The sequence below is a fragment of the Pseudomonas sp. FYR_7 genome (assembly GCF_043106155.1).
Taxonomy (GTDB): Bacteria; Pseudomonadota; Gammaproteobacteria; order Pseudomonadales; family Pseudomonadaceae; genus Aquipseudomonas; species Aquipseudomonas parafulva_B.
Map to the genome: position 1 here is coordinate 174,471 of NZ_JBICMI010000053.1, position 20,448 is coordinate 194,918.

Sequence of the window (20,448 nt, forward strand, 5' to 3'; positions counted from 1 at the left end):
GAGTTTCTCCTGAGCTTGTTGTTTTTGTGCGACAGGTGATTCAGGCCGTGCGTATTTCAGGGTTATGTGGGAATTCGTATGCCGTCAGGTCCTGCCGGCGCGGCAAGCCCTCCATGTCACCGCGCGACTGCACGGCGCGGCTGCCGCACCAATTGCCACGGGCAACGGCGTGCACGACGGGCTGGCCTTCGAGCAAGGCGCTGAGCACACCGACGGCGAAGGCATCGCCAGCGCCCACGGTGTCGACCACCCATGGCGCGGGTACGGCCGCGACCTGGCCCTCGTCGTTGGCGCTGCGGTAATAGGCGCCCGCCTCGCCCAGCTTGATCACCACCAGGTCCACACCAAGGTCCAGGTAAAAGCCGGCGATCTCGGCAGGTGTCTGACGCCCCGTGAGCAGACGCCCCTCCTCCAGCCCCGGCAACACCCAGTTGGCCTGGGCAGCAATGGCGTTGATCTCCTCGATCATGCGCTGCTTGTCGGGCCATAGCGTCGGGCGCAGGTTGGGGTCGAATGAGATGGTGCGACCGGCTGTGCGCATCTGGCTGACCAACGCCTGGGCCAGCGTCCGACAGCCATCCGACAGCGCCAGCGGAATGCCGGTTACATGCAGGTGGCCCGCGCTCAGCCAGGCAGGATCCAGCATCGAAGCACTCATGTGGCTGGCTGCCGAGCCACGCCGGAAATACTCGACGACCGGATCACTGCCGTCATCGCAGCGCGCCTTCAGTTGAAAACCCGTAGGATGAGTGGGGTCAACCTGCACATCCGCGCAGTCGAGCCCTTCTGCACGCAAGCTATCGAGCACGAAGCGCCCCAGCGAGTCGTTGCCTACCCGGCTGATCCAGCGCACCCCAAAGCCAAGCCGCGACAACCCGATGGCGACATTGCTGTCGGCGCCGGCAATGCGTTTGCCGAACCGCCCGACCTGTGCAAGATCCCCCACATCGTCGGCCACGAACATGGCCATGGTCTCGCCGAAGCACAACACGTCATGATCAGGCATGGCTCAGCTCCCGTGCGTGATGGCGCGCACCCAGTGCGGACAGTTGACGTACATGGCTGCGCGTTACGGTCAACAAGTCTTCGCCGAGCAGCGGGTATTCGACCGCGCGTACCACCCCAGGTGTGAAATGGGCCAGTATCTGCTGCCAGTGCTCAAGGTCGGGCGCCTGAGGTGCCGCGGCAGCCAAGCGCCCGGTGGCATGGCGTATCACTGCCTTGCAATGCACGTACTCCACCCAACGTCCAAGCCGGTTGGCGGCCTCCAGCACAGGCTCGTCCAGCCACTGCCAGTTGCCGATGTCGAACGTCATGCCGACGCGCACACCGCATGCCTGTGCCTGTTCGAAGAAACACACAAGCGGCGCTATCCGCCCACCGTGCTCAGTCTGATCGTTCTCGACCAGCAATACCGGGCCGTCCTCGGACAGCAGCGCCCGTAATGCCCGCATGTCGACGTCAGCTCGGTACTGCCCCAAGGACACCTTGACCGCCACAGCCCCAAGTGCCTTGGCGATGCGCAGCTTGGCCTTCAACTCGGGCGCGAGGACCCCTTGGGCGCACCAGAGCTCTAGCGGCGTGGAGTACAGACATTGCAGCCCTGCACCGGCGATGAATGCACCCAGGGCAGTCGGGTCGGGCTGGCATGGGAACAACTCCTCACGTAACTCCACGCGGCTTGCCCCGGCGCTGGCCAGCAGATCGATGAACTGCTCCTGGCCGCGGTGTCGGACGAAGTCTGCGCCGTAGCTGGACAGGCTGATGGAAACAGGATTTGCATGCATTGTTATTGTCCTATGAAACCGGTTTCATTTTTAAGCGACAGGCATCGCGGGCAAGGCCCAGGCCGCCGTTGTGTTCAGCGTGGGTGGGTGGAACCTCGTATGATCAGCGACGCTTTGAAATCGATGCGCCGGGCGACGCCTTGTTCACCGTGCAGGCGACTGAGCAAGTGTTCGAAGGCTGCCATACCGATGCGTTCGGTGGGCTGCGCCAGGGCCGTGATGCCGTTGCCAACCAAGGGATACCAGTCAAGGTCGTCCAATGCGATCACCCCGACCTCACCGAACAGCGCATGCCCGGCCTCGCGCAATGCGGTGGTCACCGCCAGCGTCGCAACGCCATTGAGGGTGAAAAGTGCCTTGGGACGGGTGCCGTCGCTCCCCAAGAAGCGGGTGAGCGCTTGCGACAGTTCAGGGCCGGTTGGCACCACCTGGCACTGCATGTCAGCACGGGTTTGGACAAGGGCTGTCAACGCCTGGACGCGCTCGGCTCGCGAGCTGGTACCGTCCAGCGGCTCGGTAATGGCGAGAATGTTTCGGTAACCACGGGCGTGTAGATGCTCGATACCCTGCTGCATCGCGTGCGCATTGTCCAGGCCGACCAGGTCGGCGTTGAGCTCAGGCAACTGCCGGTCGACCAGCACGATGGGCAGGTCGCGCATGACGGTAAGCAACTCACCCGGGTGGTGGCCCAGGGTGTTCACGATCAGTCCTTCCACGTTGTAAGACTGCAAGGCGCGCAGGTGGTGGCGCTCTTGCTCGTCATCGCGGTTGGTGTTGCACACGACCAGGCTGTAGCCATGCTGGCGGCACGCCGTCTCCACGCCGTGCATAACGGCGACCGAATAGGGGTTGAGAATATCGGCGACCAACATGCCGATCAGCCGTGTCTGCCCGCGCTTGAGCCCGCGCGCCATCTGGTTCGGCCGATAGCCAAGCTGCTCGATCACCTCGCCCAGGCGCTGGGCGGTGGCATCGGCCAGCAATTGGCGATCGCCCCCGATGTACCGGGAAACGGTGGCCTTCGAGACGCCTGCGACACGGGCCACCTCGCTGATGGTGACACGGTCGCGCACTGGCGCGGGTGCTGGGCTCATGATGGGACCTTATGGTTGTTGTGATCATGATGAAACCGGTTTCACTAGAACAAAAACGTCTGTGCGCGTCAATCTACCGTTGATCGGGAATCCTCCGTGCCGCTTGTTTCCGGGTAGATACCGTCTTGACCCTCACCTCGCAAGCGCGATTTGAGGGTCGACCGGCTTGCCGGACTTTAATGCTCAGTCACCTGCCCCAGATCATCACCCGATGTCTGCTTCATGTCGCTTGTGCGCAGCTTTTTCACCGCCTTGACCTCGATAGGCTCCCCCTGGTTACCCCAACTGGTGCGGATGAAGTTGACCACGTCAGTCACCTCCTGATCGCTCAGGCGCCAGCCATAGGCCGGCATGGTGAAGGTCGAGGGCGCAGTGCGGGTCGCAGGCAGGGTCCCGCCCTTGAGGATCAAATGGATCAACGAGGTAGCATCCTGGGTCTGCACCACCGGGTTACCGGCAAGCGCTGGAAAGACGCGCGTGTATCCCTTGCCATCGGTACGGTGGCAGGCGGCGCAATTGTCGATATACACCCCAGCCCCAGGCTTGCTGTCGTCGCCCTTCCACAGCGCATCCGCTACTTGCCGGTCATAGACGTGGGGCGTGTCATTCGGATTGCTGGGCGGCAAGGTCTTCAAGTAGCGCGCGATGGCCGTCAGGTCGGCGTCGCTCATGTACTGCATGCTGTGCTCCACCACATCGCTCATGCCACCGAACACGGCACTGGTGTCACTGCGGCCAGTCTTGAGAAACTGCACCAGTTGCGCCTCGCTCCAACTGCCCAGGCCATCCTTGTGATCGCCTCGCAGATTCTTCGCCACCCAACCTTCGAGCGGCGCGCTGCCGGCCAGGAAGGCATCGCCCTCCTCTGCACTTAACGCTTTTTCCTGCATGGTCAGTGCCCTTGGGGTATGGCAGGCACCGCAGTGGCCCAGGCCTTCGACCAGGTAAGCTCCGCGATCAACCACCGGATCCCGCTCGGGCAATGGCTGCCAGGGTTCAGGGTCCGGGGCGAATACACTGCGCCAGATCGACAACGGCCAACGCATGCTCAAGGGCCAAGGAATGTCCGTGTCCTTGTTCGGCTCCTGCACGGGCGCCACGCCTTTCATGAAGTAGGCGTACAACGCCTGCATGTCGGGTTCGGTCAACCGGGCATAGGACGGGTATGGCATGGCCGGGTACAGCGTACTGCCATCCTTGCGGACCCCATGGCGCAGGGCACGGTCGAAATCTTCGAAACTGTAATGACCAATGCCCTCGGATGAGGGCGTGATATTGGTCGAATAGATCGTGCCGATCGGCGTTTCCATCGGCAACCCGCCTGCGAACGGCTTGCCGTCTTTGGCCGTGTGGCACGCCACACAGTCTCCTGCCCGCGCCAGGTACTCACCCTGGCTGACCAGCGCCGGCTCGTCCTGCGCTGCCTGCGCCGTCATGCCTACACCGATCAGGACGGTGGCGATCAACATTCTGTTCATGCTCATCGCTCCTTACACCGCCACCAGGGGGCCGGGATTCTTCAGGTACCGTTCACGAATGGCCCGCGCCGACCAGTAGGTCAGCGCAGCGACCAGGCCGGTCGGGTTGTAGCCAAGCCCCTGCGGGAAAGCCGAAGCCCCGGGCACGAACACGTTGTGCACATCCCAGCACTGCAAATAGCGGTTCAAGGCGCTGGTTTTAGGGTCAGTCCCCATGATCGCCCCACCGTTGAGGTGAGTGGTCTGGTAGGTGGCAGTATTGAAATGCTCGTTCACTTGCTTGCCCAGCACCGCAATGGCCTTGGGGTTCATGGCCTTGGCGATGGCGCTGAGCTTGCCGACCATGAACTGATTCATGCGGATGTCGTTTTCCTGCCAATCGAAGGTCATGCGCAGCAGCGGCAGGCCATAGGCATCACGGTAGGTTGGGTCCAAGTCCAGGTAATTGCCGCGGTAAGACTGGTGCGCGCCGTGCGCATCCATGGAGATCTGATGGGTGTAGTAGTCAACCGTGGCCTTTTTCCAGGCACTGCCCCAGGCGGGGGTGCCCGGGGGGTTGCCTACACCTGCAATGGGCCGCGTCCCTGCCTGGTTGACCCACATCGGTGAGCCACCGACGAAGCCGTGGGGGCCATGGTCGAAATTGTCGGCGTTGAAGTCGTCGATCGCCACGCCATTGCCACCGGCGCCGATGAAGTTGTTGGTGTGCAAGTCCTTGTCGAAGAAGGCCTTGACGGTGCCCATGTTCTGATAGGCGAAATTGCGCCCGACCACACCCTCATTCTTGACCGGGTCGTAGGGCTTGCCGATGCCAGAAAGCAGCATCAGGCGGACATTGTTGAACTGAAAGGCCGACAGGATCACCAGGTCAGCCGGCTGTTCGACTTCACGGCCCTGGGCGTCGATATAGGTCACGCCGGTCGCACGCTGCTTGCTGTCGTCCAGGTTCACCTTCAGCACATGGGCATTGGGCCTTAGCTCGAAGTGCTCCACCTGGCGCAACGCTGGCAGGATGTTCACGTTGGGCGACGCCTTGGAATACATGTAGCACACGTAGCCGCTGCAGAAGCCGCAGAAATTGCACGGTCCCATCTGAGCGCCATACGGGTTGGTGTAAGGGCCGGATGTGTTGGCCGAGGGCAGGTTGTAAGGGTGATAGCCCAACGACGCGGTGGCCTTCTGGAAAACCTGGGCCGACACCACGTTCTTCTGCGAGGGCAGCGGGAACGGATTGGAGCGGTCTGGGGCAAACGGGTTGCCGCCCTTGCCCTGCCCGACCAGCTCACCCTTGACCGTCCAGGCCTGGCCAGAGGTGCCGAACACCTTCTCGGCAAAGTCGAAGTAGGGTTCCAGTTCTTCGTAGCTGACGCCGAAATCCTGAATGGTCATGTCCTGGGGGATGAACGATTTGCCGTAGCGCTCTTCGTAGTGGCTGCGCATGCGCAGCTCCATCGGGTCGACACGAAAGTGCACCCCCGACCAGTGCAAACCGGCACCGCCCACCCCCTTGCCAGGCAAGAACGCACCCAGCTGGCGGTACGGCAGCGCTACATCGTTGACGGTATGGCGTATGGTCACCGTTTCCTTGGAAAGGTCCACGAACAGTTTCTTGCGCACGCTGTAGGTCAGCTCGTCGATGACTTGCGGATAACTGCCGTCAGGGTACGTGTCCTGCATGGGCCCGCGCTCCAGCGCAACCACGTGCAGGCCGGCCTCGGTCAGCTCCTTGGCCATGATGGCCCCCGTCCAGCCAAAGCCGACGATCACGGCGTCCACCTTCTTCAATGCATTGGCCATGGCTCAGGCCCTCTCGCCGCGAATGGATACGGGGGGGAACGGGTAGCGCTCGTTGCGCTCGGCCCAATCCATGAAGTCGGCCCGCGCGCCGGGAAAGCCGATCAGCTTCCAGCCGACCATGCCCTGGTTGCCGCCATGCACCGGATCGCAGAAAAAGCCTTCGCGCGTGTTTTGCAGCAGCAGGCTGAAAAATGCCTTGGCCGGCACGTCCTGCAAAGTCAGCTCGCCAGATTCCAGCTGCGCCAGCACCTTGTCCTGCTGCTCGGGGCTGCGCGCGTGGAAGGCTTTGTTACCGTTGGCCAGGCACCATTGGTGAACACCCGCGATACCTAGGCGATAAATTTGTTGCGGGGTCAGTTGCAATTGATAGCCAAGCTCTGGCGCCGCATCGGCCTTGAACGGACCTTGCATGTACCACAGCCCGCCACTGGCGTAAGCAGTGCCCATCTGGCGGTCGATATACTGCGCAGCGCCGGCCTCGAGGGCCCCAGGCCCTAGCTCGTCGGCTGGAATGAGACGGCTGACCGCTGCTTGGACAAAAGCGAACTCCTCTGGGGTGAAGAACGCAGGATGGTAGGCAGTGGCAGCGGGCTTGGATTCGGGCTGGTCGGGCTGGCGTACCGGCTCGGCCAGTGCGGTGGCACTGCCCAGGCCAATGCCGGTACTGGCCACCGTTACCACTGGTATCAAGGTCAGGGTCTTGCGCAGGAAGTCCCTGCGGGGGTTGTCCGGTACGTGCTCAGACATGTGTAATCCTCATCATCAATCGGCTACCGCGGCCACGGCACGATGAAGACCATTAACAGACGGATGGCGTTCAGAAACGTTTTGAATTAATTGGTGGCTCACCGATAGTGAACACCCATGAACTCCAGCTTTCCTCTGCTGGGTAACAGGCCAACTGGAATACTCAGACTGATGATTCAATCCGATCTGGACCTGTTCGGGGCCCAACCGCAGCACCTGGCACCCTGCACAGTACTGTTGCCAGGCGTCGCGCTGGAAGATGTCGAGCACGTGCTGGATGCGCTTCGCCCGATACTGCGTTGCGCGCCCTGGCGGCACATGCGTACCCCTGGCGGTTTGAACATGGCCGTGGGCCTGACCAACTGCGGCGCACTGGGTTGGATCAGTGACGAACGCGGTTACCGATACAGCCCCGTGGACCCGCTGTCGGGTAGACCCTGGCCGGCGCTGCCGCCTGTACTGCTGACCTTGGCCACGCAGTGCGCTGCGCGTGCAGGGTTCGAGGGCTTCGTACCGGATGCGTGCCTGATCAATCATTACCAGCCAGGTATCCGCCTGAGCCTGCATCAGGACCGCGACGAAAAGGATTTCAGCCAACCCATCGTGTCCCTCTCGTTGGGTTTGCCTGCCGTATTCCTGATGGGTGGATTGCAACGTTCAGACAGAACCCAGCGTATTGCCTTGAATCATGGCGATGTGCTGGTGTGGGGGGGTGAAGACCGTCTACGCTTTCATGGTGTACTGCCCATCAAGCCTGGCGTGCATCCGCGCATGGGCCCGCGCCGCATCAACCTGACGTTTCGCAAGGCAGGCGCCTGAACGCCAACGCAATCGAATTGAACGCATGAAGCAGGATTGAACTCCCATGCAGCCTGCAGCCTCCTCACGTTTCTTCCCTAAAGGAGATCGTCATGACACATCGACATGCCCCAGCACGTACCACGGTCAGAGAGCAGCGTCCATGAGAATGCCAGGCCGCGCTCCTAATGCATCGGTACAACTTGACTACGTCCGCGATACCCTGTTCGGACCCGTGGCGCAAAGTGTCGAGTGCCAGTGCCAGCTCGCACCGCTCAACCTTCAAGGGCGGCCTGCACTGCGCCTGCACATCTGCCCGCCCCTGCCCAATAAGGTGCACCGAGCGCACAGTGTCGCATTCATCTGGGACGGACGCAGTTACCATGGCGTTGTCAGAGACCAGGGCAAGTGCGGCGACGGTGGGCTCAACCTTCTGCTCGAACTGCAGTGACGGGCGGTTAGAAGCGTCGGTTGCGCCGCGCTGTCAGGCCAACTTCTTCGAGTACACGGGAGCGCCGTCGCGCATTGCGTGTAATTGGCCGACCAGATTGACCAGGTCCCTGCTGCTGTTGAGGCTGCTGAGCGGGACATCACAAAGCGTGACGGCTTGTGTCAGATCCTGACCATTTCCAAGGCGGATGGTCAGGTGTGCGCCGTCGGCGCAGCTGATTTCACACCGATCTGGCAAGCAGGCCTGCTCGATCATCTGTCGCAGTTCCAGTGTCGATACGCCTATCAGAGACATGGCAGAGCCCTCTTTGGATTAGCTGTGGGTGAATAGGCCTGGGTGTCAGGCACAGGATCACAGGAAGAGGAACCTGTCGGGGCGCATGCAACGATGCGGTATCGAAGTGCTGGGTTCCATCTGCACCTTAGTTGAAGAACACGCCGAGTGCTGGGTAGTTCGAGCCGTATCGAATCGGTGCGACGGGTGGTGGTTAGCGCCCTTGGACGGTGCGCGTTCAGGGCATCCGGCCAAACTTCCCTGACTTGAACCCTTCGATGGACTCGATGATTTCATCCCGCGTGTTCATCACGAAGGGGCCATATGCCACCACCGGCTCGTCGATAGGCTCGCCGCTCAGCACCAGCACACGAGCGTCCTGCGGGGCTTCAAGCAGCACGTCGGCGCCGTCACGGGCCAATATCGTCACCGAGCACGGGCCAGCCTCACAGACCTGGTTCAGCCGCACACCGCCTTGGAGGCTCACCACTGCAGCCGTGCGGCCTGCCGGGACGGGCAGCACCAGTATGGCGCCGGCCTCAAGGTTCAGGTCCCACACGTCCATTGGCGTGAAAGTGCGAGCCGGGCCGCTCGCGCCTTGATACTCTCCTGCGATCACACGCAGGCTGCCCACGCCCGCACCCAAGTCCACCGTGGGGATATCGGCGCTGGCCAGAGTCTGATAGCCGGCCGGCGCGCGCTTGAACCGGGCCGGAAGGTTCACCCATAGTTGCACCGACTCCAGCACGCCGCCGCTGCGGGCGAACCCACGTGAATGAAACTCTTCATGAACGATGCCGTCTGCAGCGGTCATCCACTGAACGTCACCCGGTCCTATGACCCCGCCAGCGCCAGTGGAGTCGCGGTGCTCGAGTTCGCCCTGGTACACGATCGTGACCGTCTCGAAACCCCGGTGTGGGTGAGATCCGACCCCGCGGCGCGCCGAGGTGGAGGCAAAGGTGTGGGGGCCGGCGTAATCGAGAAGCAGAAACGGGCTGGTGCGACTGACGTCGTCGTCATAGGTGAACAGGCTGCGGACCGGAAAGCCATCGCCGACCCAGTGCCCGGCAGGGTTGGAATGGGTATTCAAAATTGTCTTCATCGTGCGCTCCTCAACGTGCGGGTGCCACGATAACGTTGCATCGACTCACGGGCTAGCTACCTGGAACGGCCCAGCGTGTTCTATGGGTAGGACGCTGGATCGGAGGAAAGCCAGCACCTCCTGCGCCGCAGCCTCAGGATTTTCCTGCATGAAACAGTGTCCGCCAGCGACCTGCTGCGCACTGACATGAGGGTTGAGCGCTGCCAGCCGTATCGCCGAGGCCTGTACATAAGGGTAGGTCTGGCTGCCGTACACCACACGCGTCGGCACGCTGATACGCGCCAGGCTCGACCACAGGTGGGACGGATAGCTACTGAAAATGTCCACTTCGCGGCTTGGACGGCACTTGAGTATTACACCCCCTTCGCCTTCGGCGATCGCGTGCGCCACGTAGGCCTGCAATGCCGCGTCGGTCCAGCCTTTGAAAATGCCCCGCCCTTGCAAGGAAGTCATGGCTGAGGGGCGGTCCGGCCAGGTGCTGCGCCTGCCGGCCGTTTTGCGCGCCAGCGCATGGTGCCGATTCAACCCGAAGCAGGCGGCCAGCTTCATCGAAAACAGCATGCGCCGGCTGAAGATCACCGGGTCGAGTAGCACCGCGCGCTCGAACAGCTGCGGCTCATTGGCCAGCAGCAACCCGGTGAGCACTCCACCGAAGCTATGACCGATGGCAAGCCGGGGTACGTTGCCATACTCAGCCACGTGTGCGCTGAAGGCTTCGGCGGCCAGCGCTGCCGTGCGGTTCCAGCCACGGAATGGGCCGCCGTGGTCACTGTCCCCGTGCCCCTGGACGTCGCTGAGCCAAAGATCGAAGTGCTGGCCCAGGTGCATCAGCAACGGTTGATAGGCCAGCGAGCAGAACCCGTTGCCGTGCAGAACGTGCAGCAGAGGTCGCCCTGTAGGCTCGCTGCGCCAGCCGCGCAGGGTGAACCCTTCGCTACAGTCGTGGGACCACGGTATCAGTTGCATGATGGGCGCTGCCTTCTGCATCAAGGGTGAAACGCCGATTCTACAAACAGCAGCGGGTAGAGAGAAATGACCAGCAGTGCAGCCATCAGGACATTGAACAGCATCAGCCAGCGCGGGTTCTGCAGCAGACCGCGCAGCGCACTGCCGAACATGACCCATACCCCCACGCTGGGTAGGTTCACCAAAGCGAACAAGGCGGAGATGACCACCACGTTAGCGACGTAGCCTTGCGCCGGGGTATAGGTCGTTATTGCGCCGATGGCCATGACCCAGGCCTTCGGGTTGACCCATTGGAAAGCAGCCGCGGCCCAGAAGCCAATAGGCTTGGGCTCTGCCGTAGAAGCGGTGCCAACCGGCCCTGAGGTGGCGATTTTCCAAGCCAGGTAAAGCAGATAGCCCGCTCCGGCATAGCGCAGTACGGTGTAGAGCGCAGGCCAGGCCTTGAACACCTCTCCCAGGCCCAGGCCGACGGCAAGCACCATGACCATGAACCCTACGCTGACGCCCAGCGCATGTGGCACCGAGCGGCGCACACCGAAATTCACGCCCGAAGCCAATAGCATGGTGTTGTTGGGCCCAGGAGTGATGGAAGAAACGAATGCGAACAGGACGAAGGCGATCAGCAGGTCGAGCGAGGCAAGCATGACGGGTATTCCACTGGGTTCAGGAAAGGGTTCACACTAGCCCAGTGCACGCTTCACCCTTGCAGTACAGATACAGAGAATTTTGCAGATACACATAGCTGTACCACTCGCAGCCGATAAAGGATAAGCGCTCGATGAGTCTTGTAATTCGCCCTGCCCTACGCACTGACGCCCAACAGATTCTGGATTTCATTACCGAATTGGCCGAGTACGAGCGCGCCCGCGACGAAGTGCTGGCCACTCCCCAGGACATCGAGCGCAGCCTGTTCGACGCAGGCAGCACCGTTCATTGCCTGATGGCCGAACGTGAGGGCCGTGCGATTGGTTTTGCCATTTACTTCTACAGTTACTCGACCTGGCTTGGGCGCAATGGCATCTACCTGGAAGACCTCTACATCACCCCAAACGACCGTGGCGATGGCGCCGGACGTCAGTTGCTCAGGCACATTGCCAAGCAGGCGGTTGCCCAAGGCTGCGGCCGTCTGGAATGGAGTGTGCTGGATTGGAACGAGCCGGCCATTGGGTTTTATGACGCACTGGGGGCGCAACCGCAGAACGAGTGGCTGCGGTATCGGCTCGATGGTGAGCGGCTAATCGCCTTCGCTCAGCAATGATCGAGCGCTTGCCCGCCTCGCCTGTGCATTTGACGCAGCGCAGCGCTCGTGCTTTTCTATCGCATTGCGTCAGGTGCCCCAAGAGGGTGAAACGGGAAATCGGTGCGTCACAGGCCTGTCAGGCAGGCTTTGACTATTCCGGTGCTGCCCCCGCAACGGTAAGCGAGTGAGGCGTCTTTACCACTGTGCCAGGAAATTCAGCATGGGAAGGTGACGCTGCCCAGGAGATACACTCCTCCTCGCAAGCCCGGAGACCGGCCTGGCGTCCATCAACATCCCGCGGTGGGCGGGCGCTGTCGCATTCCTGCGGGTATCGCCTGCAGCTGCCGCGCCTGCCCGTCCCCAACACGCAGAGGAAGGCGCCAATGCCCATCACAACCCGCCCGCACGTTACCAGCATCGTTGCCCCCGTATCCCTCAGCCAACGCATTGTCGTCGCTGTAAGCGCCAGCCTGCTGGGCTTGTGCCTGGTCTACTTTGCCGGTTTCTCGCACATCGAAGCCGTTCACAACGCTGCGCATGACACCCGTCACAGCGCCGCCTTCCCCTGCCACTGAGTGCCACCCATGATCACGCACATTGCCCGTACGGCGGGCTTCAGCGGACTGCTGGCGGCACTGCTGCTGACCGTGCTGCAAAGTTTGTGGGTCAGCCCGCTGATCCTGGAAGCGGAGACATACGAGGCATCGGCCCCGGCACATGCCCATGCCCATGCCCATGCCCAAGATACCGAGGCTGCCCATGAGCACAGTGACGAGGCCTGGTCACCCGAAGAGGGTTGGCAGCGCACGCTCTCGACCACCGGCGGCAACCTGGTCGTGGCGGTGGGGTTCGCTTTGATACTGGCTGGCTTGTACAGCCTGCGCCAACCGCGCACCACGGCCAGTGGTGCTGCCTGGGGCCTGGCCGGTTTCGCCGTGTTCTGCCTGGCGCCCACGCTCGGGCTGCCGCCGGAGCTGCCGGGCACCGCTGCGGCGGACTTGGCGCAACGCCAGGTCTGGTGGGCTGGCGCCGCGGGTGCCACGGCCGTGGGCCTGGCACTGCTGGTATTTGCCCGCCACTGGGCCTTGAAGGGGGTGGGTGTCATTGTCCTGCTGCTGCCGCACGTGATGGGTGCGCCTCAGCCTGAAGTGCACCAGAGTTTGGCTCCAGCGGCGCTGGAGACTCAGTTCCAGCTGGCGTCCTGGCTCACCAATGCAGCATTCTGGCTTGCCCTTGGCCTGATCAGCGCAGCGCTGTATCGCCGCTTCAGCCGACCAGAGTGAAGCCGTTCTACGTAGGGTTTGGCTGCCGCAGGGGTTGCCCGATGGACAGCTTGTTGACCTTGCTCGAACAAGGCCTCGCCCAGCGAGGCCTGGACACTACGCACCTTCACGGTATCGCCAGCATCGATCTCAAGGCGCACGAGCCAGGGCTGCATGCACTGGCCAGCCACCTGGCGCTGCCCTTGGTGTTCTACCCTGCACCGCACTTGAATCGCTTCGAAACGCATCTGAGCCATCGCTCAGCCGTCGCCTATGCGCACAGCGGGTGCTGGGGCGTGGCAGAGAGTGCAGCGCTGGCCATGGCTGACCAGTACAATGGCGACCCGCAACTGCTGGTCACGCGTCGAACGCTGGGCCCTGCGACCCTGGCCATCGCTCACTGATCCCGCTCACCTTTGTCAATCATTCAGGAATACCATGACGGTTTACTTCATCGGCGCAGGCCCCGGCGACCCCGAGCTGATCACGGTCAAGGGGCAGCGCCTGATTCGCACCTGCCCTGTCATCATCTATGCCGGCTCTCTGGTCCCCCTTGCCGTTCTGGAAGGCCACTGCGCCGATACCCTGATCAACAGCGCAGAACTGCACCTCGAGCAGATCATCGACGCCATCGAGTGCGCCCATGCGCAGGGCAAGGATGTCGCGCGTGTGCACAGCGGTGATCCGAGCCTTTATGGCGCCATCGGTGAACAGATCCGCCATCTGCAGCGTCTTGGCATCGACTATCAGATTGTGCCAGGCGTCACCGCCGTGGCTGCCAGCGCCGCGTTACTGGGATGCGAACTGACCTTGCCCGACGTCGCCCAGAGCGTGATCCTCACCCGCTTCGCAGACAGCTCGCCCATGCCAGCCGGCGAGCAGCTGGAGGCGCTTGCGCGCCATGGCACGACGCTAGCCATTCACCTGGGGGTGAAGCACCTGGCACGCATCGTCGAACAGCTACTGCCGCACTACGGTGGCGACTGCCCCGTTGCCGTGGTCTACCGCGCCACTTGGCCGGACCAGAATTGGGTGCGAGGCACACTGGACGACATCGTCGAGCGCGCCACTGTCAAAGGTTATCGCCGCACCGCGTTGATTCTGGTGGGCCGAGTACTGGGCGACACGCCATTCGCCGAATCGGCCCTTTACCGTGCGGGGCATGCGCACCTTTACCGCGTCTAGCTTGCCAGCCAGTTCCGGTCCGGAACACACTGCGTGCAGACAGTCCCGACAGGAATCACGCTTATGCTGGAATTGCGCCCCAACTGCGAGTGCTGTGACGCCGCCCTGCCCGGTGACAGCCTCGATGCCTTCATCTGCTCCTTCGAGTGCACCTTTTGCCGAGGGTGTGCGCAGGAACGTTTGCAAGGTCGATGCCCCAACTGCCAGGGGATGCTTGCAGCTCGACCCGCGCGGATTGGCAAATCTTTGGTTGAGCACCCTGCATCGTCAGCACGCGTAAGTAAAGTACACACAGCGTGTAGCTGATCTTACGGTTCGGCGGCCAACAATAGGCCAAACGCCGCTGAATCGGCCTCCTTTTTGTAGGAATTTTCAACAGCCCCTTGAGGGTAATTCAACACCTCATATACTCGGCATTACTAAAGTTCGGTAATGGTCGTATCGTGCTGCGCTTCTGACAACCCGCTTACAGAAGTATTCCTGAGTACCTCAGGAGCTGGACCACATCTGAACAGGAGTTTTCCTAATGACCAACGTGCTGATCGTGGAGGACCACCCCATCGTCCGCTTATCTTTGCGCATGCTGCTCGAACATGAACGTTTCAATGTGATCGCAGAAGTGGGCAATGGCAGTGAAGTCGCGCAAATGGCACGCGAGCTGAAACCGGACGTGGTGATTCTGGACATCGGTTTGCCTGGGCTGGACGGCATGGAAGTCATCAAGCGCCTGCAATCGCTCGATCAGGTGCCCAAAATCATGGTCCTCACCGGCCAGGCAACAGACTTGTATGTACGCCGCTGTCTTGACGCAGGCATCGGCGCATTCGTGACCAAGGAGGAAGATCACGAAGCCTTGCTGTTCGCGCTCAAGGCCCTGGTAAAAGGCTATTCGACGTTCCCGCAGATGTCGGTCAACAGCAATTCGCTGGAAAGCGAGCCGGTGCGCTTGGCGAGCCTTTCCAACCGCGAAATGGAAGTCCTCAGGCGCCTGACACGTGGAGAAAGCAACAAGAACATCGGCAGCTGCATGAACCTCAGCGCCAAAACCATCAGCACCTACCGCGGCCGGATCATGGAAAAACTCAAGACCGAGTCACTGGTTGAGATGGTCGATCTCGCCAAGCGTAACCACGTCTACTGAGCGGCGCATGACGATCAAACGCGTGCTGGCGAGCACCGTCCTGCTGATGGTGCTGGCGTGCGCCGTCGCGCAGTCGCTGGCCAGCGAGACGCGCAGTTTGCTGGCCCGTTCAGTAAGTGCCACGCAGCCTTTGAAGCTGCAAACGGCCGAGCGCCAGTGGCTGGACGCCCGCAAGCGCTTGGTGTTGGGCACTTCCCGGCCCGACTATCCGCCATTCGATATCAATGTCAGTCCCAATGACTACGAAGGCCTGACGGCAGATTACGTCGGCATCATTGCAGATTTGTTGGGTATAGCCGTTGAAGTCAAACGTTTCGATAGCCGCTATCAGGCCATAGAGGCGCTGCATGAAGGACGTGTGGACGTGCTGGGCAGCTCCAACAGCTTTGAGGCTGCAGACGCCGGGTTGAGCTTGACTACAGCGTATGCCGATGACCTGCCGGTGATCGTGACCCGGGAAGGCCAGCGCCTTGCACCTGCCCACGACCTTGCAGGGCTGCGTCTGGCCATGGTTGACCATTATCTGCCGGCCAATCGTGCCCGCGCCCTTTATCCGGCAGCGCAACTGATTTTGTATCGCTCTACCCAGGCGGGTCTGGCCGCCGTGGCAATGGGCGAAGCCGACGCCTACCTGGGCGATGCTATCAGCACGGACTATCTGATTGGCAAGACATTCAAAGGCGCACTGCGGATCGATCACTTCTCACCGATTGTTCCTGAGGCGTTTGCCTTTGCAGTGGCACGCGATAACGATGCACTGCGTCAACTGCTCGACAAAGCACTGCGCCGGATTGGCGAAAGCGAGCGCCTGGCCATTCTCAAGCGCTGGAGCAACAGCAACACCAGTCTTTTGTTACAGCGCCACCTGAGTGTACTGACCGACGAGGAGCAAGCCTGGATCACGGCTCACCCGGTCGTAGACGTGTTGATCAATCCGGCCTTGGCGCCCTTGACGTTCTACGATGACCAGCAGCGGCCCAGTGGCATAACCCTGGACCTGCTCAAACAAATTACCCTGAGGACCGGGCTGCAATTTCATATCAGGCAAGCCGAGTCCGCCCAGTCCATGATCGACCGCCTGGGCCAAGGCGACGCAATGATGATCGGCGCGTTGGGTTACGGCGCCGAACGGTCCAAGCACGTGCGCTTTACACGGCCCTACCTGATCAGCCCGCGTGTGCTCGTTACCCGCGCCGATTACCCGTTGCAGGCCGGTAGCCAGCGCTTTGAACCGCAACGAATCGCGTTGATTCGCAGCTCTCCGCAGCGCGCCATGCTGCAACAGCGCTACCCCCAGGCCCGGCTTGTCGAAGTCGACAACCCCCTGGACCTGATGGAGGCTGTGGTCAATCGCAGTGCCGATGCCGCTTTGAGCAGCCATATCAATGCGGCTTACTACATCAGTCACGTCTTCAAGAACCGACTTCAGATCGCAAGCATTCTTGACGAAGATCCGGCCGTTGCGGCGTTTGCCGTCGCGGCCGATCAGCCACAATTGCAATCGATCCTGGACAAAGCCTTACTGAGCATAGCGCCCGAAGAACTCGAGCAATTGATCAATCGCTGGAGGACCAGCACCGTGGTCAGCGACAGCCCATGGCGCAACTACCGAGAACTGGCACTACAGGTGTTGGTCCTTGCGGCGTTGCTGATCGCAGGTGTCGTCTTCTGGAACAGCTACCTGCGCAAACTGATCCAGAAGCGAGTCGAAGCCGAGCGCGCCCTGCAGACACAACTGGCGCTGAGTCGTGGCTTGCTGGAGCAGCTTCGCCATGCCAAGGATGAAGCCGAGCAGGCCAGCCTCATGAAAAGCACGTTCCTGACCACCATGAGCCACGAGATACGCACCCCCATGAATGCCGTGATCGGCTTGTTGGAATTGGCGCTCGAGGACAGTCGCGACGGTCGATGCGATACCCACATGCTCGAGACCGCGCATGAGTCAGCACTGGGTCTGCTAGCGCTGATAGGCGATATTCTTGATATTTCCAGGATCGAATCAGGCCACATCAGTTTGCAGCCGACCCCCACCGACCTGGTGGACCTGGTGCGCGCTACCGTTCGCGTCTTCGAGGGCAATGCGAGGGCCAAGGGCCTTGAGCTTGCCTGTGACCTACCCACCGAACCTGTGTGGGTTCAGGTAGATGCTGCGCGCCTGAAGCAGGTGCTGTCGAACCTGATCAGCAATGCGATCAAGTTCACCGACCGTGGTGAAGTCCACACCTCGATGCACACGTCGTTGCAAGGAGAACGCCAGTGCGTCGAGCTTTGTGTCCGCGACTCGGGTATTGGCATAAGTCCTGCGGACCAGGCGCGTCTGTTCAATGCATTCGTTCAGGTCGACGGGCCCCGTGCGCGCCAGGGTACCGGGCTGGGTCTTGTCATTAGCCGGGCTCTTGCCGAGCTCATGGGCGGTACGCTGACGCTGCAAAGTGTCGAAGGCGTGGGCACCAAGGTACAGATCGTGATGGCCCTGCCCCAGTGCGCCCCTGAGCTCAGTGCCGACAAGCAGGACTCAGCCACGGACCTTGACGTTTGCACGATGAACGTTCTGGTCGTGGACGACTATCCGGCTAACCTGCTGTTGCTTGACCGCCAGTTGCGCGCACTGGGGCATCAGGTGACCCAGGCGCAGAACGGCGAAATCGCGCTGCAACTGTGGCGTGAAGCGCACTTTGACGTGGTGATCACCGACTGCAGCATGCCTGTGATGGACGGTCACGAACTGGCTCGCCGTATCCGTGCTCAAGAACGCCGGCAAGGATTGTCGCCCGTAACGATTCTAGGGGTGACCGCCAATGCCCAGGCCGAGGAGCGGGAGCGATGCCTGGCCAGCGGAATGAATGACTGCCTGTTCAAGCCTATCGGCCTGCACGGCCTCAAAGCACACCTGCCCCAGTTGGCTGGCAAGCCGCAAGCAGCCCCTGCACCTGCCCGGCCCGTTGGCTTGAACCTGGCCGAATTACGTCACTTGACCCGCGACGACGACGATTTGATCCGGCATCTGATCGAGCAGTTGTCGCAAAGCGTGGCCGAAGACCTTGCAACGCTGCGTACGCTTGACGGGCGAGCCTCGGATGGCGCACTCAAGGCGTTGGCTCACCGTATCAAGGGTGGGGCCAAAATGCTCAAGGTACGTCACCTGGTTGCCGACTGCGAAGCGCTCGAGCAGGCGCTTGCAGCAGGTGGTCCTGTAGACGACTTGCGTCGCGTACTCCAGGGCACCCTGCAAGTGCTGCTGCAAGACCTGATTGCCACCTTGGAGACCATGCCCAAACCACCAGAGCGGAACTGAAGCGGTCGCATCACTTGGGTGTTGAATCTCAGGAGCTTTCTCGCACCATCAACTCAAACCCCAGGTCCTGCCGGGCTGGCGTGACGGCTTTGCCATCGAGCAGCGTCAACAATGCCTGGGCGGCGACCCGCCCCACCGCAGCCCTTGGCGTGCGAATGGAAGTAAGCCTGGGCACCATGTGCGCCGAAGCCGGCAGATCGTTGAAGCCAACCATGGCAACCTGCTGCGGGACATTGATGCCCTGGCGCAGCGCTTGAAGCACAGCGCCCTGGGCGAGGTCATCATTGCAAAAGAAGATACCGTCCACTGCCGGCGCCTGCCTGATCAGGCGGCTGAACAGCTCACCGCCGAGTGCGATGGACGACGGTGCTGGGGTCAGGACCTCTCGCTCGGCCGCGTGCAACCCAGCTTCGGCCAACGCCTGACGAAAGCCCTCGGCCCGCTGCATGACCCGGGGATCGAGCTGTGCCGCAATGAATCCAGGCCGTGTGCAACCACGTTCGATCAGGTGTTGAGCCGCGGCCCGGCCCGCTTGGTGCTGGGAAAAGCCTACCGCCAACGCGTCGGCATCCCCATCCAGTTCCATCATGTGAACGCAGGGGACGCCACTGGCCGCGAGCATCTGACGTGAAGCGTCAGTGCGTTCGAAACCCGTCAGCAGCATCCCACATGGCTGATAGGCCAGATAGTTGCGGATGAGGTTTTCTTCCTCGGCGGTATCGTAATGGTAGTTGCCGATCAGCACCTCCAGCGCTCGTGGGCGCATCACATCATGGATGGCTTCGAGGGTGTCGATGAACAACTGGTTGGACAGTGACGGTATGAGCACCACGACCGAGTGGCTGCGGGCAGATGCCAACGCCCGAGCGGCGGGATTGGCCACGTAGCCAAGGGTCGTGGCCGCAGCCATGACCTTGGCAGCGAGTTCCGGGGCCACGGTCGTGACGCCGCGCAAGGCCCGGGATGCAGTTATGGGGGAAACCCCGGACATTCTGGCGACTTCAGCCAGGGTGGGACGACCAGTAGTGCGCGAACCAATGCGGGCCATAATGTTGTAATTTTACTACTTGCAAGGACTGGGAACGGCCTCTAAGGTAGCGCTGTCTCAGGACGTAGGCAACGGCTGTTTGCACGTTGCCCTCAGGTGATTGCCGCACGGCGTCCATACTGCGTAAGCACAAGATCAATAACACTGGGGAGACTGCGCTGCCCGAGCTTAAGACAGCGCTGTCCCACCCTGCAGGAGGTACAGATGAATTCCCCACTGCCCGCCATCGTGGTCATGGGTGTGGCCGGCTGCGGCAAGAGCTGCATCGCATCGGCCATCGCCGCTTACAGCGGCGGGCACCTGATCGAAGGTGACGCTTTTCACCCGCAGGCCAATATCGACAAGATGAGCGCCGGTATCCCCCTGGATGACACTGACCGTGCTGGTTGGCTGGTCCGTCTGGGCGAGGAAATGCAAGCGATAAGTCAGGCCGGCACTCGACCGATTCTCACCTGTTCCGCACTCAAGCGCAGCTACCGCGACACGCTGCGTTGCGCGATGCCTGGGCTGATGTTCGTCTTTCTTGAGCTCACCCCTGACCAGGCTAGGCAACGGGTTCTGGCGCGACCAGGGCATTTCATGCCGGCTAGCCTCATCCAGAGCCAGTTCGCCGCCCTTGAGCCACCCTACGATGAACCGCTTACCCTGACACTGGATGCCACCCAGCCGATCGTTGCGCTCGCCGAGGCGGTAGACGGCTGGCTCAAGCGCTGCGCCGAGCACAGTGTTGCGCAGACTGCCTGAGCCTGCTCGCACTTCGCATCGCCAAGACAGCGCTGTCTTA

The 20,448-nt window shown here is 61.6% G+C and carries 22 protein-coding genes and 1 riboswitch; of the genes, 11 read left to right on the forward strand and 11 right to left on the reverse strand.

The genetic code is table 11. The features are described from left to right. Positions 1–40: 40 nt before the first annotated feature. The 6 genes from ACF8R3_RS14150 to ACF8R3_RS14175 form a co-directional block, all read right to left on the reverse strand. Entirely contained in the window at positions 41–1,006 is a 966-nt protein-coding gene (locus tag ACF8R3_RS14150) for a sugar kinase (RefSeq protein WP_196126069.1), read from the reverse strand. Beyond that, positions 999–1,787, reverse strand: a complete 789-nt coding sequence (locus ACF8R3_RS14155) for a sugar phosphate isomerase/epimerase (protein ID WP_078478604.1) — start codon at positions 1,785–1,787, stop codon at positions 999–1,001. Before ACF8R3_RS14155 ends, ACF8R3_RS14150 begins: the two co-directional genes overlap by 8 nt. A gap of 74 nt (positions 1,788–1,861) precedes the next feature. Then, positions 1,862–2,881, reverse strand: a complete 1,020-nt coding sequence (locus ACF8R3_RS14160; RefSeq protein ID WP_058637741.1) for a LacI family DNA-binding transcriptional regulator — start codon at positions 2,879–2,881, stop codon at positions 1,862–1,864. 176 nt (positions 2,882–3,057) lie between these two features. Next, positions 3,058–4,359 carry a c-type cytochrome gene (locus tag ACF8R3_RS14165; RefSeq protein WP_392515755.1) on the reverse strand — a complete coding sequence of 434 codons (1,302 nt, stop codon included), beginning with the start codon at positions 4,357–4,359 and terminating at the stop codon, positions 3,058–3,060. 12 nt (positions 4,360–4,371) lie between these two features. Then, the gene (locus ACF8R3_RS14170; RefSeq protein ID WP_392515756.1) at positions 4,372–6,156 is read right to left on the reverse strand and encodes a GMC family oxidoreductase; all 1,785 of its coding nucleotides are present in this window, start codon (positions 6,154–6,156) and stop codon (positions 4,372–4,374) included. Positions 6,157–6,159: 3 nt separating this feature from the next. Further along, a complete protein-coding gene (locus ACF8R3_RS14175; RefSeq protein WP_078478601.1) occupies positions 6,160–6,903 on the reverse strand; it encodes a gluconate 2-dehydrogenase subunit 3 family protein in 744 nt (247 codons plus the stop codon). 171 nt (positions 6,904–7,074) lie between these two features. On the opposite strand from ACF8R3_RS14175, the gene alkB reads away from it, so the two are divergent. Continuing rightward, positions 7,075–7,722, forward strand: a complete 648-nt coding sequence (gene alkB / locus ACF8R3_RS14180; RefSeq protein WP_196126073.1) for a DNA oxidative demethylase AlkB — start codon at positions 7,075–7,077, stop codon at positions 7,720–7,722. A gap of 142 nt (positions 7,723–7,864) precedes the next feature. Next, the gene (locus ACF8R3_RS14185) at positions 7,865–8,152 is read left to right on the forward strand and encodes a hypothetical protein (protein ID WP_049695925.1); all 288 of its coding nucleotides are present in this window, start codon (positions 7,865–7,867) and stop codon (positions 8,150–8,152) included. A 33-nt stretch (positions 8,153–8,185) separates the two neighbouring features. Here ACF8R3_RS14185 and ACF8R3_RS14190 read toward each other — a convergent pair whose 3' ends face one another. The 4 genes from ACF8R3_RS14190 to ACF8R3_RS14205 all read right to left on the reverse strand — a co-directional run bounded on the left by ACF8R3_RS14190 (position 8,186) and on the right by ACF8R3_RS14205 (position 11,137). Next, positions 8,186–8,446, reverse strand: a complete 261-nt coding sequence (locus tag ACF8R3_RS14190; protein ID WP_058605004.1) for a DUF1652 domain-containing protein — start codon at positions 8,444–8,446, stop codon at positions 8,186–8,188. 217 nt (positions 8,447–8,663) lie between these two features. Then, positions 8,664–9,527: a pirin family protein gene (locus ACF8R3_RS14195; RefSeq protein ID WP_078478600.1), complete on the reverse strand. Its 864-nt coding sequence runs from the start codon at positions 9,525–9,527 to the stop codon at positions 8,664–8,666. A gap of 45 nt (positions 9,528–9,572) precedes the next feature. After that, entirely contained in the window at positions 9,573–10,493 is a 921-nt protein-coding gene (locus ACF8R3_RS14200; RefSeq protein WP_392515757.1) for an alpha/beta fold hydrolase, read from the reverse strand. Between the two features lie 20 nt (positions 10,494–10,513). Continuing rightward, a complete protein-coding gene (locus ACF8R3_RS14205) occupies positions 10,514–11,137 on the reverse strand; it encodes a LysE family translocator (protein ID WP_058605006.1) in 624 nt (207 codons plus the stop codon). A gap of 134 nt (positions 11,138–11,271) precedes the next feature. On the opposite strand from ACF8R3_RS14205, the gene ACF8R3_RS14210 reads away from it, so the two are divergent. The 8 genes from ACF8R3_RS14210 to ACF8R3_RS14245 all read left to right on the forward strand — a co-directional run bounded on the left by ACF8R3_RS14210 (position 11,272) and on the right by ACF8R3_RS14245 (position 18,616). Next, positions 11,272–11,751, forward strand: coding sequence for a GNAT family N-acetyltransferase (locus ACF8R3_RS14210; RefSeq protein ID WP_058605007.1), 480 nt, complete (start codon positions 11,272–11,274; stop codon positions 11,749–11,751). A 54-nt stretch (positions 11,752–11,805) separates the two neighbouring features. Continuing rightward, a riboswitch (cobalamin riboswitch) is annotated at positions 11,806–12,029 on the forward strand. A gap of 87 nt (positions 12,030–12,116) precedes the next feature. Next, the gene (locus ACF8R3_RS14215; RefSeq protein ID WP_058637748.1) at positions 12,117–12,308 is read left to right on the forward strand and encodes a CbtB-domain containing protein; all 192 of its coding nucleotides are present in this window, start codon (positions 12,117–12,119) and stop codon (positions 12,306–12,308) included. A 9-nt stretch (positions 12,309–12,317) separates the two neighbouring features. Next, entirely contained in the window at positions 12,318–13,016 is a 699-nt protein-coding gene (locus ACF8R3_RS14220; RefSeq protein ID WP_392515758.1) for a CbtA family protein, read from the forward strand. After that, positions 13,013–13,399, forward strand: coding sequence for a cobalamin biosynthesis protein (locus tag ACF8R3_RS14225; RefSeq protein WP_196186236.1), 387 nt, complete (start codon positions 13,013–13,015; stop codon positions 13,397–13,399). The genes ACF8R3_RS14220 and ACF8R3_RS14225 overlap by 4 nt, the downstream gene beginning before the upstream one ends. Before the next feature lie 34 nt (positions 13,400–13,433). Continuing rightward, positions 13,434–14,180 (forward strand): precorrin-4 C(11)-methyltransferase, encoded by a 747-nt coding sequence (cobM, locus tag ACF8R3_RS14230; protein ID WP_058637751.1) that lies wholly within the window; start codon positions 13,434–13,436, stop codon positions 14,178–14,180. A gap of 63 nt (positions 14,181–14,243) precedes the next feature. Continuing rightward, positions 14,244–14,486 (forward strand): DUF1272 domain-containing protein, encoded by a 243-nt coding sequence (locus ACF8R3_RS14235; protein WP_078478598.1) that lies wholly within the window; start codon positions 14,244–14,246, stop codon positions 14,484–14,486. A 220-nt stretch (positions 14,487–14,706) separates the two neighbouring features. After that, positions 14,707–15,321, forward strand: a complete 615-nt coding sequence (locus tag ACF8R3_RS14240; RefSeq protein ID WP_058637752.1) for a response regulator transcription factor — start codon at positions 14,707–14,709, stop codon at positions 15,319–15,321. Positions 15,322–15,334: 13 nt separating this feature from the next. After that, positions 15,335–18,616, forward strand: a complete 3,282-nt coding sequence (locus ACF8R3_RS14245) for a transporter substrate-binding domain-containing protein (protein ID WP_392515772.1) — start codon at positions 15,335–15,337, stop codon at positions 18,614–18,616. 28 nt (positions 18,617–18,644) lie between these two features. On the opposite strand, the gene ACF8R3_RS14250 is transcribed toward ACF8R3_RS14245, so the two are convergent. After that, positions 18,645–19,664 (reverse strand): LacI family DNA-binding transcriptional regulator, encoded by a 1,020-nt coding sequence (locus ACF8R3_RS14250; protein ID WP_196186235.1) that lies wholly within the window; start codon positions 19,662–19,664, stop codon positions 18,645–18,647. A 204-nt stretch (positions 19,665–19,868) separates the two neighbouring features. Here ACF8R3_RS14250 and ACF8R3_RS14255 point away from each other — a divergent pair, with 204 nt between their 5' ends. Next, positions 19,869–20,408 (forward strand): gluconokinase, encoded by a 540-nt coding sequence (locus tag ACF8R3_RS14255; RefSeq protein WP_392515759.1) that lies wholly within the window; start codon positions 19,869–19,871, stop codon positions 20,406–20,408. The last annotated feature ends 40 nt before the right edge of the window (positions 20,409–20,448 follow it).